Annotated in this window: 14 protein-coding genes; 10 read left to right on the top strand and 4 right to left on the bottom strand. The window is 72.1% G+C overall.

The annotated features are described in order from the left end of the window. Positions 1-115 precede the first annotated feature (115 nt). From ACTOQ1_RS19215 to ACTOQ1_RS19185, 7 genes are all read left to right on the top strand, one after another. Positions 116-1,270, top strand: coding sequence for an efflux RND transporter periplasmic adaptor subunit (locus ACTOQ1_RS19215; RefSeq protein ID WP_440068917.1), 1,155 nt, complete (start codon positions 116-118; stop codon positions 1,268-1,270). Next, positions 1,267-1,998, top strand: a complete 732-nt coding sequence (locus ACTOQ1_RS19210; RefSeq protein ID WP_440068916.1) for an ABC transporter ATP-binding protein — start codon at positions 1,267-1,269, stop codon at positions 1,996-1,998. The genes ACTOQ1_RS19215 and ACTOQ1_RS19210 overlap by 4 nt, the downstream gene beginning before the upstream one ends. Next, the gene (locus tag ACTOQ1_RS19205; protein WP_440068914.1) at positions 1,995-3,266 is read left to right on the top strand and encodes an ABC transporter permease; all 1,272 of its coding nucleotides are present in this window, start codon (positions 1,995-1,997) and stop codon (positions 3,264-3,266) included. The genes ACTOQ1_RS19210 and ACTOQ1_RS19205 overlap by 4 nt, the downstream gene beginning before the upstream one ends. A 46-nt stretch (positions 3,267-3,312) precedes the next feature. Beyond that, positions 3,313-3,888, top strand: coding sequence for a hypothetical protein (locus ACTOQ1_RS19200; protein ID WP_440068912.1), 576 nt, complete (start codon positions 3,313-3,315; stop codon positions 3,886-3,888). Positions 3,889-4,029: 141 nt separating this feature from the next. Beyond that, entirely contained in the window at positions 4,030-4,770 is a 741-nt protein-coding gene (locus tag ACTOQ1_RS19195; RefSeq protein ID WP_440068910.1) for a response regulator transcription factor, read from the top strand. A gap of 261 nt (positions 4,771-5,031) precedes the next feature. After that, positions 5,032-6,900 carry an ABC transporter gene (locus ACTOQ1_RS19190; protein ID WP_440068908.1) on the top strand — a complete coding sequence of 623 codons (1,869 nt, stop codon included), beginning with the start codon at positions 5,032-5,034 and terminating at the stop codon, positions 6,898-6,900. Next, the gene (locus ACTOQ1_RS19185; RefSeq protein WP_440068906.1) at positions 6,897-8,699 is read left to right on the top strand and encodes a GTPase family protein; all 1,803 of its coding nucleotides are present in this window, start codon (positions 6,897-6,899) and stop codon (positions 8,697-8,699) included. The genes ACTOQ1_RS19190 and ACTOQ1_RS19185 overlap by 4 nt, the downstream gene beginning before the upstream one ends. Before the next feature lie 174 nt (positions 8,700-8,873). Here the strand turns inward: ACTOQ1_RS19185 and ACTOQ1_RS19180 are convergent, their stop codons facing one another. Continuing rightward, positions 8,874-9,218 carry a DUF1036 domain-containing protein gene (locus ACTOQ1_RS19180; protein WP_440068905.1) on the bottom strand — a complete coding sequence of 115 codons (345 nt, stop codon included), beginning with the start codon at positions 9,216-9,218 and terminating at the stop codon, positions 8,874-8,876. 2 nt (positions 9,219-9,220) lie between these two features. Further along, positions 9,221-9,439, bottom strand: a complete 219-nt coding sequence (locus tag ACTOQ1_RS19175) for a hypothetical protein (protein ID WP_440068903.1) — start codon at positions 9,437-9,439, stop codon at positions 9,221-9,223. A gap of 373 nt (positions 9,440-9,812) precedes the next feature. Here ACTOQ1_RS19175 and ACTOQ1_RS19170 point away from each other — a divergent pair, with 373 nt between their 5' ends. Beyond that, positions 9,813-10,550: an SRPBCC family protein gene (locus tag ACTOQ1_RS19170; RefSeq protein ID WP_440068902.1), complete on the top strand. Its 738-nt coding sequence runs from the start codon at positions 9,813-9,815 to the stop codon at positions 10,548-10,550. Positions 10,551-10,665: 115 nt separating this feature from the next. On the opposite strand, the gene ACTOQ1_RS19165 is transcribed toward ACTOQ1_RS19170, so the two are convergent. Beyond that, positions 10,666-11,040 carry a hypothetical protein gene (locus ACTOQ1_RS19165; protein ID WP_329086781.1) on the bottom strand — a complete coding sequence of 125 codons (375 nt, stop codon included), beginning with the start codon at positions 11,038-11,040 and terminating at the stop codon, positions 10,666-10,668. 236 nt (positions 11,041-11,276) lie between these two features. Between ACTOQ1_RS19165 and ACTOQ1_RS19160 the strand changes: the two genes are divergently transcribed. Beyond that, positions 11,277-12,032 carry an ABC transporter ATP-binding protein gene (locus ACTOQ1_RS19160; RefSeq protein WP_440068900.1) on the top strand — a complete coding sequence of 252 codons (756 nt, stop codon included), beginning with the start codon at positions 11,277-11,279 and terminating at the stop codon, positions 12,030-12,032. Next, positions 12,017-13,840, top strand: a complete 1,824-nt coding sequence (locus ACTOQ1_RS19155; protein ID WP_440068898.1) for a hypothetical protein — start codon at positions 12,017-12,019, stop codon at positions 13,838-13,840. Before ACTOQ1_RS19160 ends, ACTOQ1_RS19155 begins: the two co-directional genes overlap by 16 nt. On the opposite strand, the gene ACTOQ1_RS19150 is transcribed toward ACTOQ1_RS19155, so the two are convergent. Next, positions 13,824-14,444 carry a helix-turn-helix domain-containing protein gene (locus tag ACTOQ1_RS19150; protein WP_440068896.1) on the bottom strand — a complete coding sequence of 207 codons (621 nt, stop codon included), beginning with the start codon at positions 14,442-14,444 and terminating at the stop codon, positions 13,824-13,826. The genes ACTOQ1_RS19155 and ACTOQ1_RS19150 overlap by 17 nt on opposite strands. Positions 14,445-14,647: the final 203 nt, after the last annotated feature.

Here is a 14,647-nt window from a genome sequence, read left to right as displayed (position 1 = left end):
TGCTCACAGGTCCCTGAAGGTTTGCTGTGCATCCTGGGCGGTACGACCAGGTCTGCAGGAAATCTTCAGCCTTCGCCGGGGTGAGTCCAAGCCTGATGCGCCAGGGTCAGGCCCTGTGAAGCTGTCGACCAAGCGCGGAGCGCTGATCGTGAACGGGACCCTGGGGGTCCTGTTGCTGGGCGGAGTGGTGATCGCCTACTCCTCCCTCGGCGGCGAGGCCTCATCCGCCGACGCCGCGGTGCGGACCGTGCCGGTGACCCGTGCCACGGTCTCGGCCTCCGTCTCCGCCTCGGGAACCGTGGCCGGCGCCCGCGCCCGGTCCCTCTCCTTCGGATCGAACGGCACCGTCGAGAAGATCTACGTCAAGGCCGGGGACAAGGTCACCGCGGGGCAGATCCTCGCCCGGCTGGACGACGACTCGGCGCAGGAGAGCCTGGACGCGGCCGCCGCCGCCCTCGACACCGCCGACGACGACACCTCCACCGCCGCGGCCTACGCCCAGTACGTCACGGCCAGGAACACCTACCGGTCCGCGAAGCGCGCGGTGGAGGGCACCGTCATCAAGGCGCCGTTCGCCGGTACGGTCACCGCCGTCAACGGCACGGTCGGCGGCTCCTCGGGCACCGCCGCCAAGGCCGCGACCAACGCGAACAACTCGGCCGGGTCCGGAGCCAACGCCAACGCGAACGCCTCGGGCGGGTTCGTCGACCTCGCCGACACCCGCAGGCTCGAACTCGTCGCCACCTTCACCGAGGCCGACGTCACCAAGCTCAAGATCGGCCAGACGGCCTCCATCGGGTTCGACGCGCTCACCGGGGTCACCGCCTCCGGCAAGGTCACCCAGATCCAGCCGACCGCCACCACCAGCAACAACGTGGTCCAGTACCCGGTGACGATCTCCTTCACCGAGGTGCCGAAGCAGGTCAGGCTCGGCCAGACGGCCACGGTCGGGGTCGTCGTCGAGCGTGCCGAGGACGTGCTCGCCGTCTCCTCCGCGGTGATCTCCACGGCGGGCGGGCGGAGCACGGTGACCGTACTGCGGGACGGGCGCCAGGTGCCCGTCCAGGTGGAGACCGGGATCAAGGGCGACGCGCTCACCGAGATCAGGTCCGGGCTCGCCGAGGGCGACCAGGTGGTCCGCCCGGTGGCCACCGAGACCACCCGGCAGGGCGGCGGCTTCCCCGGTCTCGGCGGCGGCGGGGGCGGGGGTCGCAACGGAGGTGGCGGCAACGGCGGCATCCGCCCCGCCGGGGGAGGAAACGGCCGATGACCGTCCCCGTCCTGTCCCTCACGGACATCACCAAGGTGTACGGCAGGGGAGACGCCGAGGTCCGGGCGCTGCGCGGGGTGTCGCTCAGCGTCGACCGGGGCGACTACGTCGCCATCATGGGCGCCTCGGGCTCCGGCAAGTCCACGCTCATGAACATCCTGGGCTGCCTGGACGTGCCCACCTCCGGCGACTACCGCATCGACGGCACCGACGTCGGCTCGCTGGACGAGCGCAGGCTCGCCGTCCTGCGCAACCGGAAGATCGGGTTCGTCTTCCAGTCGTTCAACCTGATTCCCAGGATGAGCGCGCTCGCCAACGTCGAGCTGCCCATGGCGTACGGCGGGGTCGGCGCCGCCGACCGGCGGGCCCGCGCCCTGGCGGCCCTGGAACAGGTCGGCCTGTCCGACCGGGTCCGCCACGAGCCGAACGAGCTCTCCGGCGGCCAGCAGCAGCGGGTGGCCGTGGCCAGGGCGCTGGTCACCGCGCCCGCCCTCCTGCTCGCCGACGAGCCGACCGGCAACCTCGACACCGCCTCCACCGGGGACGTGCTGGGCATCCTCGACCGGCTGAGCGTCGCGGGCCGGACGATCGTGATCATCACCCACGAGGACGACGTGGCCGCCCACGCCAAGCGGGTCATCCGCCTGGTGGACGGCCGGATCGTCGAGGACCGCCGCCAGGCACCCGCCGACGGCCTCCCGCCCCGCATGCCGGAGGTCACCGCGTGAGCCGGCTCGAGATCCTGAGGTTCGCGCTCCGCGGGCTGGCCGCCAACAAGCTGCGCAGCTTCCTGACCACCCTCGGCATCCTCATCGGGGTGGCGGCCGTGATCCTGCTGGTCGCCTTCGGCGAGGGGGCCTCGCAGAGCATCCAGCAGTCCATCCAGCGGCTCGGCGCCAACACCCTCACCGTCTCGGCGTCCTTCGCCGGGGGCGGCGGTGGTGCTTTCGGGGGAGGGGGCGGCGGCGGGGGCCGGGCGGCCGGGGGCCAGAACGAGGGCCCGCGTACCCAGGCCAGGCAGCTCACCCTGGAGGACGCCAGGGCGCTGACCGACCGCGAGCAGGTTCCCTCGGTGCGGAGCGTGTCGCCCGTGGTGACCGCGAACGCGGCCACCGCCGTCCACGAGGGCGCCAGCCACACGATCGCGCAGCTCGTGGGCACCTACCCCAGTTACTTCGAGGCCACGAACAGGCCCGTCGAGAGCGGCACCTACTTCGTCAACGACGACGTGCTAGCCGCCAGGAAGGTCATGGTCATCGGGCGGACGGTGGCCGAGGAGCTGTTCGGCACGGCCGATCCGGTCGGCAGGCCGGTCAGCGTCTCCGGGGTGCCGTTCACGGTGATCGGGGTGCTCAGGGAGTCGGGCTCGGCGGGCATGCAGGACGCCGACGACGTGGCCGTCGTGCCGCTGCCCGCCGTGCAGCAGAGCCTGACGGGGTTCGGCGCGCTCGGCTCGATCATCGTGCAGGCGACCGGCGCCGACACGACCGACTCCGCCCAGGCCGAGGTGACCGCCGTGCTCAACCAGCGGCACGGCATCACCCCGGCGGGCGTCGCGGACTACCGGATCCTGAACCAGGCCACCCTGCAGGAGACCGTCAGCTCGACCGTGGGGATCTTCACCGCCCTGCTCGGCGCGGTCGCCGCCATCTCCCTGCTGGTCGGCGGCATCGGCATCACCAACATCATGCTCGTCACCGTCACCGAACGGACCAGGGAGATCGGCATCAGGAAGGCCATCGGCGCGCCCAGGAGCGCCATCCTCGGCCAGTTCCTGCTGGAGGCGACGGTGCTGAGCCTGGTCGGCGGCCTGTCGGGGGTGGCGGTCGCCTTCGCCGGCACCCGCTTCACGATCGCCGGGATCTCACCGGTGCTCGTACCGTCCTCGATCGCGCTGGCCCTGGGCGTCTCCGTGGGCATCGGGCTGTTCTTCGGCGGCTACCCGGCCAACCGGGCGGCCAGGCTCCGGCCCATCGAGGCCCTGCGTCACGAGTGACCCGTACGGCTTACCCGGCTCAGGCGGCTTAGGCAAGGAGAGAAACATGGGCGGCGACGCCGACGAGACGGTCCCGGCGGGGAGACCGCTGGAGAGTTCCCCGTTCCCGGGGGACCTGGACAGCGAGCTGGCGGCACGGCCGCCGCGCCGCCTGCCGACGCTCACCCTCGTGCTGGGCGCCGGGGTGATGCTCGTCGCGGGGGTGATCGTGGGCATCCAGGCCCAGAAGGCGATGGGCGGTCCGTCCGGCGTCCCCGCGACGGCGACGCGGCAGGGCGACATGGGCCCCGGTGGCTTCGGCGGTTTCGGCGGCCAGGGCCGTCAAGGGGGCCAGGGCCGTCAAGGGGGCCAGGGGGCCGGTCAGGACGGTGGTGGCCGGGGTGGCATGACCGTCGGCACGGTGCAGCGGGTCGAGGGCGGCAAGGTCTACGTCCAGACGGCGGACGGCTCGGTCGTGACCGTGAACACCACGGACGAGACGTCCGTACGCGTCACGAAGGAGGGCGAGGTCACCGACCTCGAACCCGGAGGCGCGGTGGTCGTACGCGGGGCGGCGGCCGACGACGGCTCGGTGACCGCGACCGTGATCACCGAACCGTCGTCGGGCGCCGGACGCCGGTGAACCGGCCGCGGGCGAAGGGCGGGCCGTTTCCTGTGGGCGGTGGCGAATCGGGTTTCCCGGGGTGGCGCGCCGGTCGCCGTGAGCGCGGGCGAACCGCTTCTCGCAAGCGGTGCCGGGACGGTTCTCAGGAAACGTTCAGCCATGGCTGAGCTGCGTTCCAGCGAGGTGGGCGAGCCTCGGGATGTGCTGGACAGAGTGGAAGCCCGATTGCTGGTCGTGGACGACGAACCGAATATCAGGGAGTTGCTCTCGGCCAGCCTGCGCCTGTCCGGGTTCGAGGTGGTGACCGCGGTGGACGGCCGGGAGGCCGTGCACTTCGCCGAGCGCATCCGCCCCGACCTGGTCGTGCTGGACGTGATGCTGCCCGACATGGACGGCTTCGCCGTGGCGGGGCGGCTGCGGGAGATGAGCGGGCAGATGCCCGTGCTCTTCCTGACCGCCAGGGACGCCACCGACGACAAGGTCGCCGGGCTGCGCCTGGCCGACGACTACGTGACCAAGCCGTTCAGCCTGGAGGAGGTCCTCGCCCGCATCCGGGCCGTGCTCCGCCGTACCAGGGGAGACCTCGACCTGCCGGTCCGCCTGCAGGTCGGTGACCTCGAGCTGGACGAGGAGGCGCACCAGGTCTGGCGCTCCGGCGTCCCGGTACGGCTGTCGCCGACCGAGTTCAAGCTCCTGCACTACTTCATGGTCAACACCGGCAGGGTGCTCTCCAAGGCGCAGATCCTCGACCACGTCTGGAACTACGACTTCGGCGGCGACGCCGGGGTGGTCGAGTCCTACGTCTCCTACCTGCGCCGGAAGGTCGACACGGCCGAGCCCCGGCTCATCCACACCCTCCGCGGCGTGGGCTATGTGCTGCGACCGCCCCATAGTGATTGAATCTTCAGCTGATATTCAGCTTTAGCTGACCCGTTTCTGAGCTTTGTGTGTTCCAATAGACAATGCACGACCCCCGATCACCTCGGAAGCATCCGATGGGCTCGGGCTCGCCTCCAGCTGCGGGGGAGACGAGCTCGGCACGGCCCGCGGATGAGGTCCGAGGGCTGGGCCCCACCGCTTTACCGAGTTCGCCCCCGTAACCCGGTCGAGCGGTGGGGTCAAACGCGTCTAGAGGGGCCTTCGCAGGGCAGGATCGATCGTATGGGTGACAACGACGGTCTTCTGGAGACGCTGCGGGAGTTGCGGCGGCATCTCGACCGCGAGCTGTTCCCCCTCGCGATCGGCGACGTGGCGGCCGACCGCCGGGCGCTGCGCGAGCTGACCGGCCAGCTCGACGACTACCTGATCCCCCGGCTGAGCGCGATCGACGCTCCGCTGCTCGCCGTCGTCGGCGGCTCCACCGGGGCGGGAAAGTCCACGCTGGTGAACTCCCTGGTCGCCGAGGACGTCTCCGAGCCGGGCGTGCTGCGGCCCACGACGATGGCCCCCACCCTGGTCACCAGCCCCGTCGACCGCGAGTGGTTCACCGCCCAGAACGTCCTGCCCGGCCTGCCGCGCGTCACCGGGAGCGGCAGGGGTGAGCCCGGCACGCTCCGGATCGTCACCGCCGCGGCCGTCCCGCCGGGCCTGGCCCTGCTCGACGCCCCCGACATCGACTCGATCGTCACCGCCAACCGCGAGCTGGCCGCCCAGTTGCTCGCCGCCGCCGACCTGTGGTTGTTCACCACCACCGCCTCCCGGTACGCGGACGAGGTCCCCTGGAGTTTCCTGCGTTCGGCCAGGGAGCGGAGCACGGCCCTCGCCGTCGTCCTGTCCAGGGTCCCCCCCGAGGCCATGGGCGTGGTGCGCAAGGACCTGAACCGGTTGCTGGAGGCGAACGGCCTGGGCGGGACGCACCTTTTCGAGGTGCCCGAGCTGATACTGCCCGACGAGAACGCCCGCCTGCCGCGCCAGGCGGTCCAGCCGATCGCCGACTGGCTCATGGAGATCGCCGCCGACTCCCGTTCCCGCGCCGAGGTGGTGCGCCAGACCCTGTCCGGCGCGCTGGAGAGCCTCTCCACCCGCGTGCCCGCGCTCGCCGCGGCGGTCGACCGCCAGCACACCGGGGCCGAGGAGCTCCGCTCGATGGCGGACGCCGCCTACGCCGTGGGCCTGTCCACCTTCGACGAGGGCATGCGGGACGGGTCGCTGCTGCGCGGCGAGGTCCTGGCCCGCTGGCAGGACTTCATCGGGACCGGCGACCTGATGCGCTCCCTGGAGAGCCGGGTCGGCAGGTTCAGGGACCGGGTCATGGCCTTCGTCACCGGGCGGCCCGCGCCCGAGAGCGAGCTGCGGACCGCTCTGGAGAGCGGGGTGGAGGCGCTGATCAGGGCCTCGGCCGACAGCGCCGCCGAACGCCTGCTGGAATCGTGGTCGTCGCATCCCTCGGGGCGGGCCCTCCTCGAACGCGAGGGGGTCGCCGTCGCCGGGCGTCTCGGCCGCGCCTCCGCCGACCTGCCCGCCAGGGCCGAGGAGGCCGTCAGGGGCTGGCAGTCGTACGTGCTCGACCTGGTCCGCGAGGAGGGGGCGGACAGGCGGACCACCGCCCGCGTCACCTCGTTCGGCCTCAACGGGGCCGGGCTGCTGCTGATGATCGCGGTGTTCGCCTCGACCGGCGGCCTGACCGGCATCGAGGTCGGCATCGCCGGAGGCACCAGCGTGCTCAGCCAGAAGGTCCTGGAGGCCGTCTTCGGCGACCAGGCCGTCCGCGACCTCACCGTCAAGGCCCGCTCCGACCTGCGCGCCCGCGTGGCGATCCTCCTCGGCCAGGAGGCCGGCCGCTTCACCGACCTGCTGGACGCCGTCCAGCCCCCCGAGGGCACCGCCCCCGCCCTCCGCGCCACCGCCGACGCCGTACGCGAGCACCTGCGCGAGCTCCCCGTCGCGGACCGCCGGGCCGCGCTCCCCGCCGCTTCCGTCCCGATCGCCGCGGGGGAGTCCCGGAGACCGCCCGACGGCCTCCCACACGTGACCGGCGCACCTGACGGCGTCCCGCGCGCCACCGGTGCGGGAGAGGCGGGCCAGGCGTGAAGCTGCTGCGACGAGAGAAGACGGTCTCGCTGGACGACCGGCTGGCGGCGCTGGCGCGCGCCGCCGACCTGGCCGACGGGAGGCTGGACGCCGACGCGGTCGCCGCGGCGCGTTCGGTGATCTCCCGCGCCGGCGTACGCGCGAGCCTGTCGGTCGACCACACCGCGGTCGCGCTGGCAGGGGCCACCGGCAGCGGCAAGTCCTCGCTGTTCAACCTGCTGTCGGGCACCTCACTCGCCACGGTCGGCGTCACCAGGCCGACCACCTCGACCGCTCAGGCGGCGCTCTGGGAGGGCGCCGGGGCGGGACCGCTGCTCGACTGGCTGGAGATCCCCCGCCGCCACGAGCTCCTCGACGCCTCCGCCCAGGCCGCTCAGAGCCCGTGGCACGGGAACGGTGAGGGGCCCCGGCCCGGCACCGGCCGGTCGGCCGGTGCGAGCGGGACCGAGCTGAGCGAGCGGGCCGGCGGGACGGCTTTCGGGACGGAAGGGGAGGCCGCCGGGCTGATCCTGCTGGACCTGCCCGACCACGACTCGATCGAGCCTTCGCACCGGCTGGAGGTCGACAGGCTCGTCGAGCTGGTCGACCTGCTGGTGTGGGTGCTCGACCCGCAGAAGTACGCCGACGCGGCCGTCCACGACCGCTACCTGCGGCCGCTGGCCCGGCACCGGGACGTCATGGTCGTCGTCCTCAACCAGGTCGACCGGCTCTCCCCGGCCGCCGCCGAGCGGTGCCTGAAGGACCTCCGGCGGCTCCTCGACGAGGACGGGCTGACGGGTGTCCCGGTGGTCGGGGTGTCCACCCGCACCGGCGCGGGCGTCCCCGAGCTGAGCTCGCTGCTCACCTCCCGGGTCGCCGACCGGCGGTCCTGGTCCGCCCGTCTCGCGGCCGACGCGGGGATGGCCGCCGACGCGCTCCTTCAGGCGTCCGGCGTCACCCCCGGCAAGACCCCTCCTGACGTCGCGAGCGGGCCGGACGGCCTGGCGAGGCCGCTGAGGGACGCGCTGTCGCAGGCCGCCGGGGTGCCGGTCGTCGTCGAGGCCGTGGCCAAGTCCCATCGGCACCGCTCGGTCGCCGCCACCGGCTGGCCGCCCACCCGGTGGATCCGCCGTCTGCGGCCCGACCCGCTCCGCCGCCTCCGCCTGGACGCCACGAGCCGGTCCGCCGGAGAACGGGTGGTGCCAAGGGAGCCAGGAGAGCCGGGGAACGTCATCGGAAGGACGTCGATCCCCGTCGCGACCGTGGTCCAGCGCTCCCGGATGGACACCGCGATCCGCGAGGCCGCCGGGGCCGCCTCCGCGGGGCTTCCCGCGCCGTGGGCCGCCGCCGTGCGGCAGGCGGCGAGGTCGCGCGGAGACGAGCTGGAGGACGGCCTGGACCGGGCGGTGGCCACCACCTCGCTCGGGGTCTCCAAGCGGCCCCTGTGGTGGCGGCTGGCCGGGCTGGCACAGTGGCTGGCGCTCGCGACGGTGCTCGCCGGGGGGATCTGGCTGCTCGCCCTGGTCGCCCTCGACTATCTCCGGCTTCCGCAGCTCTACATGCCGACCGCGGGGGAGCTGCCCTGGCCGACCACGCTGCTGATCGGGGGCGTCCTGCTCGGTCTGCTGATCGCGCTGCTCTCCCGGGTGGCCGCCTGGCTCGGTGGCCGGCGCCGGGCACGCAAGGCGGCGAAGGCGCTGCGGTCGAGCGTCGACAAGGTCGGTCGCGAGCTGGTGCTGGATCCCATGGAGGAGGAGCTGACCCGGTATCAGCACTTCACCGAGGCGGTCACGGTGGCCGGGAACGGAACCCGCGGATAGTCCGCGGACAGGCGGACGGTTTCGGCGGGGATCGAGCGCCTCCCGGGCGAAGGGGGACGGACCCTGGAGAAGGGATTCTGGCGTCCGTCTCTCAGGAGGCGCTCATCCGCGTCCTCTCCCACTGCCGCGCGGAGCCGGTCGGGGCCGGCCGGCGCGTCACGTGGGGGGAGCGCGTCAGGAAGTGAGATTCACGTAGTAGCGCGAATAGCCGTTCATGTCGATCAGCCGGGTGCCGACGAGCCTGGCGGCGGTGCTGCCGATGCCGATGCAGGAGTCGAAGGCGTTCTGGTAGACGTACATCGGGCCGTAGGGGCCGGTCCAGACGGCTCCGTTGGCCGCCTCGGCGTAGAAGGCGGCGTAGCGGTTGCTGGTGTTGAGGACGAACGCCTCGCCGCCCGGGTTGATGGGCCACCAGCCCCGGGTGCCCCACTGGCCGTAGTCGCGGCAGCCGTCGGGGCTGTAGAACATGATCGCGACCCACACCTTGGAGGTGTAGCGGTTACGGAAGTGCAGTTGCATCTCTACTCCTCCGGTTCCGTGAATCGCAGGGCGAGGGGCCTGTCGTCGATCGGCTGGTCGGCCAGGGGAGGCAGGTGGTCGTCGGTCTTCGCGACCACGGCGGCGCGGTCGGCCGCTCCCGGTCGCTCGTCCGTCTCGCTCGTGTTGGCCGACGCCGCGTCCGCGAACGCCACCCGGGGATCGGGGGAGCGTTCAGTGCCGTTGTCCGGCATGGGGCTCACCTACATTCGTTGAGTGCGTAGAGTGATTGCTCAACAACATACAGTCACTTTCAAGGCCATGTAAAGAATCGTTTTCATTCCCGGTCACCGTGGAGGTCCGGGGGTCCGGGGCCCGGGCGTGCGGTGTCCCCGGCCGCGCCGATGGCTCGGGCCTCGGTCGTTCGGATCGTTCCACCTGCGCCGACACGCTCGGCCGGTCCGCCGCCGACCGCGACGGGGGCGGCAGGTGCGTCTACTCGCCCGTCACCGACAATTTTTCTTGTATTGACGATATGAGTCGTCGGCCGCTATCGTCGAGGCGTGTTCGAAGCGAGGATTTCGAACACCGCACCGCGGATCGCCGCGGGCGGCGACGACACCAAGGAGCCCTGACATGTCGCACGAATTCCGTCTCACCCACGACGTGGACCTCCAGGCCACCCCCGAGGAGGTCTGGGAGGCGATCGCGACCGGCCCCGGCGTCGACTCGTGGTTCATGGGCAAGAACGAGATCGAGCCTCGCGAGGGCGGCAGGACGTCCATGGCGATGCCCGGCTTCACCGGCGAGGCCACGGTCACCGCCTGGGAGCCGCCGCACCGGTTCGGCTACCGCTCGGAGCCCGGAGAGGACGGCGCGTTCATGGCGTTCGAATACCTCGTGGAGGGCCGTGACGGCGGCGGCACCGTGCTGCGGTTCGTGCACAGCGGCGTCCTGGCCGGCGACTGGGAGGCGGAGTACGACGCGCTGCGCAAGGGCAACCCGCTCTATCTGCGGACCCTCGCGCGGTATCTGGAGCACTTCCCGGGCCGCACCGCCGTGCCGGTCACCGCGCTCGCCCCGCAGCAGCCCGACGAGAACCTGGCCTGGGCCGGCCTCACGCGCGCCGTGGGCCTGTCCAAGGACGTCAGCGAGGGAGACAAGGTCCACTTCACGATCGACGGGCAGAGCGTGGACGGCGTGGTCGACACGGTGCTCGCCCCCGGCTTCCTGGGCGTGCGGACCGACGACGCGCTACTGCGGTTCGTCGGGGGCGGCGGCGCCATCATGACCGGCCACCACGTCTTCGCCGACGTCGACCAGGCCGACGCCGAGCGGATCTGGGGCGCGTGGCTCGCGTCCGTCTACGCCTGAGCCGCCCGGCCATGAAGATCATGAAGTTCGTGTGGACACCCGCCCGGTCCGCCGCGGTCCGCCGCCGTCACCCTTCCACCGGGGGACGGCGGGCGGAAAGCCGCTCAGGCTGTCGTCACCGGTAGCGGAAGCCGTCGAAGAAGCGGCGGAAGACACCGCCGATGCGGGGCAGGGGCTCGGCCGGGGGCGGCGCCTGCGCGCGCTGCCTGGCGATGGGCTGGTCGTAGTCGGTCCGCGCGATGGCGTCGAGGACCTGCTGCTCGTCGAAGTCCTCGGACCCCTCGATCACGGGGACGAAACCGACCAGCATCCCGTTGCGCATCACCTGGGCTTCGAGGCCCGCGGTGCCGTCGGTGTCCCATTCGGCCTCGCGCCCGTCGGGCAGTGACACGCGTATCCCGAACTGATACACGCCGACCCTCGCCAGGTGGCCGTCTATTCCGCGATCGCGCAGCGCGTCAACGATCCGTCGTGCCCGGTTCTCTTCCACCCCTCCCAGGATAGGTCGGCCGGATCCCGTCCGCTCATGAGGTCGCCGGTGAGCGCGCCGAGTGACGGACACCTCGCGCCAGGGGCGATCCGGGAGACCGTTCTTCCGGTGGAGAGCGTGATCGCGATGTAATCGAGGCTGTATGTTCTCAAACGCTTATATTTCTTGATCTCTGTCTCGGTCACCTCGCGTACCAACCGGCCGACTTCTGCCTCCCGCGATCCGGAGTACCCCCCATGCCCGCAGCACTCGAGATCCACGGCCTGTGCAAGACCTTCGGTGAGAAGGTCGCCGTCGACCACGTGGATCTGAACATCCCCCAAGGCTCCTTCTACGGGCTCGTCGGCCAGAACGGGGCGGGCAAGACGACCACCCTGTCCATGGCCGTCGGCCTGCTGCGTCCCGACGAGGGCCACGCGCGCGTCTTCGGCGCCGACGTCTGGTCCGACCCGGCCACGGCCAAGACGCTGGTCGGCGTGCTGCCCGACGGGATGGCCATGCCCGAACGGCTCACCGGCCGGGAGGTGCTGACCTACCTCGGGCTGCTCCGCGGGCTGCCGCGCGAGGTCGTCGACCAGCGCGCCGAGGAACTGCTGTCGGTGCTGGAGCTCGACGAGGCGGAGAAGACGCTCGTCATCGAGTACTCCACCGGGATGCGCAAGAAGATCGGCCTGGCCACCGCCCTGTTGCACGCGCCGAGGCTGCTCGTGCTCGACGAGCCCTTCGAGGCCGTGGACCCGGTGTCCGCCGCGACGATCAAGACGATCCTGCGCGGCTTCGTGGCCGGGGGCGGGTCCATCGTGCTCTCCAGTCACGTCATGGCCCTCGTCGAGCAGCTCTGCGACCACGTCGCGGTGATCGACAAGGGCAGGGTGGCCGCCGCGGGCTCCCTGGACGAGGTCCGCGGCACCGGCTCCCTCGAGGACACCTTCGTCGGCCTGGTCGGCACCTCCGACGGCGGATCGAAGGAGCTGACATGGCTGTCGCGCTGACCATGGCCCAGATGAAGGTGGCCGTGCTCCGGCATTCGATGAGCGGGCAGCGGGCCGGCTTCGTCGTCATGGGCGCGCTGGTCGGCCTGGTCCTCGCGGCGGGCACGATCTTCACGGCCCTCTCCTGGCCGGACCTGCTCCCGGCCGTCTACGCCGTCTGGATGCTGGGCTGGATCTTCGGTCCCGTCTTCGCCGGGGGCGGCGACGAGACGCTCCGCCCGGAGTACTTCACGCTTCTCGGCCTGCGACCGCGCCGCCTGGCCTCGGGGTTGCTGGTGGCGGCCTTCGTCGGGGTGGCGCCCGTGATCAGCCTGCTCGCCCTGACCGGGCTCGCGGTCCTCGGCGTACGGCAGGGCGTCGCGGCCGCGCTCGTCTCGATCCCGGCGCTGCTGCTCCAGCTCGTGGTGTTCGTCCTGCTCTCCCGGGTCGCGGTCGCCCTGCTCGGCCTGGCGCTGCGCTCCCGCGTGGGCGCGGTCGGCGCCGGGCTGACCAACGGCCTGATCCTGGCCTTCCTCGGCCAGATCTGGGTCGTCTTCATGGCGCTCGGGCAGACGGCCGGTGTCCCGCCGGTGGTGGCGACGGCGGCCCGCTACCTGCCCTCCGGCTGGGGGACGGTCGCGGTCGAGGCCGCCGCGTCCGCGGACTGGCCGCGAGTCCTGGCGGCCCTGGGCGGGATGGCGCTGCTGGTCGTCCTGCTGCTGGCCGCGTGGGCGGCGCTGCTCACCCGGCGGGCCGGGGCGTCCAGGGCGGCCACGAGGGGACGCCGGCCGATCCGGGCCACCACCGCCTCCGGCGCCGTACTCGCCAAGGAGTTGCGCACCTGGTCGCGTGACCTGGTGCGCACGCACCAGCTGACCTTCGCCCTCGCCTACGGCGTGTGCTTCGCCGCGGCCCCGCTGCTGGTGGGCTGGACGGGGATGCTGCCCTGGGCGGGACCGGTGTTCGTCGTGATGGCCGCGGCCATGTCGGCCAACCTCTACGGCACCGACGGCACCGCGCTGTGGCTCACGCTCATGACGCCCGGCGCGAGCGACGTCCGCGGGCGGCAGCACGCGTGGCTGCTGACCGTCGCGCCCGTCGCCCTCGTGGTGACGGTCTCGCTCGCCGCGGTCACCGGCGGGCCGTGGCCCATGCTGGTCGCCGTCCTGCTCGCGCTGCTGGGCGGCGGCGCCGGGCTGGTCCCCCTGGTCTCGGTGTACGGGCTCATCCCCGGCACCGACCCGCACCGGCGCGGCGGCAACCCGCTGCGCTCCACGGAGGAGGACGGCGCGGTCACCGGCATGGTGTACGCCGTGCTGGCGCTGACGGCCCTCACCGCGGCTCCCGCGGCGATCGCGGCCGGGTTCCTCGGCTGGGCGGGAGTCGCCGTCGGCGTCCTGACGGGGGCTCTCTGCTACTGGGGCCTCGGACTGCTCGCCGAGCGGCGGCTGCTGGAGAAGGGGCCCGAGCTGCTCGACACGATGCGCACCGGCCGCAGGCCCGCTCCGAAGCCGGGCGCGAGAGGACGGCTCCCCTTCGAGTCCCTGCCGCGTCACAAGCAGATCATCATCGGGATCTGTTTCACGGTCGGCGCGATCCCGCTGTTCCCGCAGGGGCTGCTGGCCGGCTATCTCAAGGCGTCGGAGAGCCCGACGCGCGCGTGGTTCCTCGCCCTCTACCTGCCGTCGTGGCTGCAGTGGCCCACGATCGTGTTCATGGTCCTGCTGGGGGTGGGCCTCTACACGACGGGCGTGGTCCTCTCCTACCGCCGGAAGGAGTCTCCGACGGTCAGCGGTGAACCCGGTGGCGAACTCAGTGGTGAACGATGAGCCAGGTCGCGACGGCGGTGACGGTCTCCGAGCGGTTGCCGATGATGTGGGGGCGGCTGCACGGGAAGGTGATGGAGTCGCCCTCGGCGAGGGTGACGACCTCCGACTCGAAGTCGATGGTCAGCTCGCCCCGGGTCACCGTCCCGACCTCGTAGCCCTCGTGCTTGAGGAAGTGGCCGTGGGCGTTGGAGGTCGAGCTCGGCGGATAGGTCGACTCGAAGAACTCGACGTCGGGTGACGGCGTGGGCGAGAGCCTGCGGAAGGTGACGCCGCCGCTGAGCCGGATGGGGGCGACCTCCCACGAGCGCCGGATGGCGAACCGCCCGGCGGGTGTGTCCGGCCCCGCCGGGCCGGCGCCGGGCGGTTCGGCGGTGTCGAACACGGCCGCGAGCGGCACGCCGATCGCGGACACGAAGGCGATGAGCCTGCTGACGGACGGCCGCATCGTGCCGAGCTCGATCTGGGAGACCGCGCTGGCCGAGATGCCGAGCTCGCGCGCCAGGGCGCGCAGCGACATCCCAGACCGGAGTCGCAGCTCGCGAAGCCTCCGGCCGAGGTGCTCGTTCGTGATCGCCTCGATCTCCGTGCCGGGTTCCGGGGTCATGCCTGTCACGGCCTCCACACCAATTGTCACAAGGCCTTTACGCGGGTGAAATTAGGGCTCGGGTGTCAAGGCATACATTGACGGCAGCTGTTAAGTGACCACTTAACAGCCCACGCCACAGCCCCTGCGACGACCCCGGCCGCAGCCCATGCCGCGGCCCGTCACCCAGCCCGTCGAGCAGTCCCGAACGGTTGCCACGGCTG

The organism is Streptosporangium sp. OZ121 (assembly GCF_051918885.1).
Lineage (GTDB): Bacteria > Actinomycetota > Actinomycetes > Streptosporangiales > Streptosporangiaceae > Streptosporangium.
This window is presented reverse-complemented; position numbering and strand designations above follow the sequence as displayed.

What these genes read in the sequence shown, in the direction of transcription:
- ACTOQ1_RS19190 (WP_440068908.1), top strand. Translation starts at nt 5,032, where the DNA reads ATGGGTGACAACGACGGTCTTCTGGAGACGCTGCGGGAGTTGCGGCGG.
- ACTOQ1_RS19150 (WP_440068896.1), bottom strand. Translation starts at nt 14,444, where the DNA reads ATGACCCCGGAACCCGGCACGGAGATCGAGGCGATCACGAACGAGCAC.
- ACTOQ1_RS19180 (WP_440068905.1), bottom strand. Translation starts at nt 9,218, where the DNA reads ATGCAACTGCACTTCCGTAACCGCTACACCTCCAAGGTGTGGGTCGCG.
- ACTOQ1_RS19195 (WP_440068910.1), top strand. Translation starts at nt 4,030, where the DNA reads ATGGCTGAGCTGCGTTCCAGCGAGGTGGGCGAGCCTCGGGATGTGCTG.
- ACTOQ1_RS19210 (WP_440068916.1), top strand. Translation starts at nt 1,267, where the DNA reads ATGACCGTCCCCGTCCTGTCCCTCACGGACATCACCAAGGTGTACGGC.
- ACTOQ1_RS19170 (WP_440068902.1), top strand. Translation starts at nt 9,813, where the DNA reads ATGTCGCACGAATTCCGTCTCACCCACGACGTGGACCTCCAGGCCACC.
- ACTOQ1_RS19155 (WP_440068898.1), top strand. Translation starts at nt 12,017, where the DNA reads ATGGCTGTCGCGCTGACCATGGCCCAGATGAAGGTGGCCGTGCTCCGG.
- ACTOQ1_RS19200 (WP_440068912.1), top strand. Translation starts at nt 3,313, where the DNA reads ATGGGCGGCGACGCCGACGAGACGGTCCCGGCGGGGAGACCGCTGGAG.
- ACTOQ1_RS19160 (WP_440068900.1), top strand. Translation starts at nt 11,277, where the DNA reads ATGCCCGCAGCACTCGAGATCCACGGCCTGTGCAAGACCTTCGGTGAG.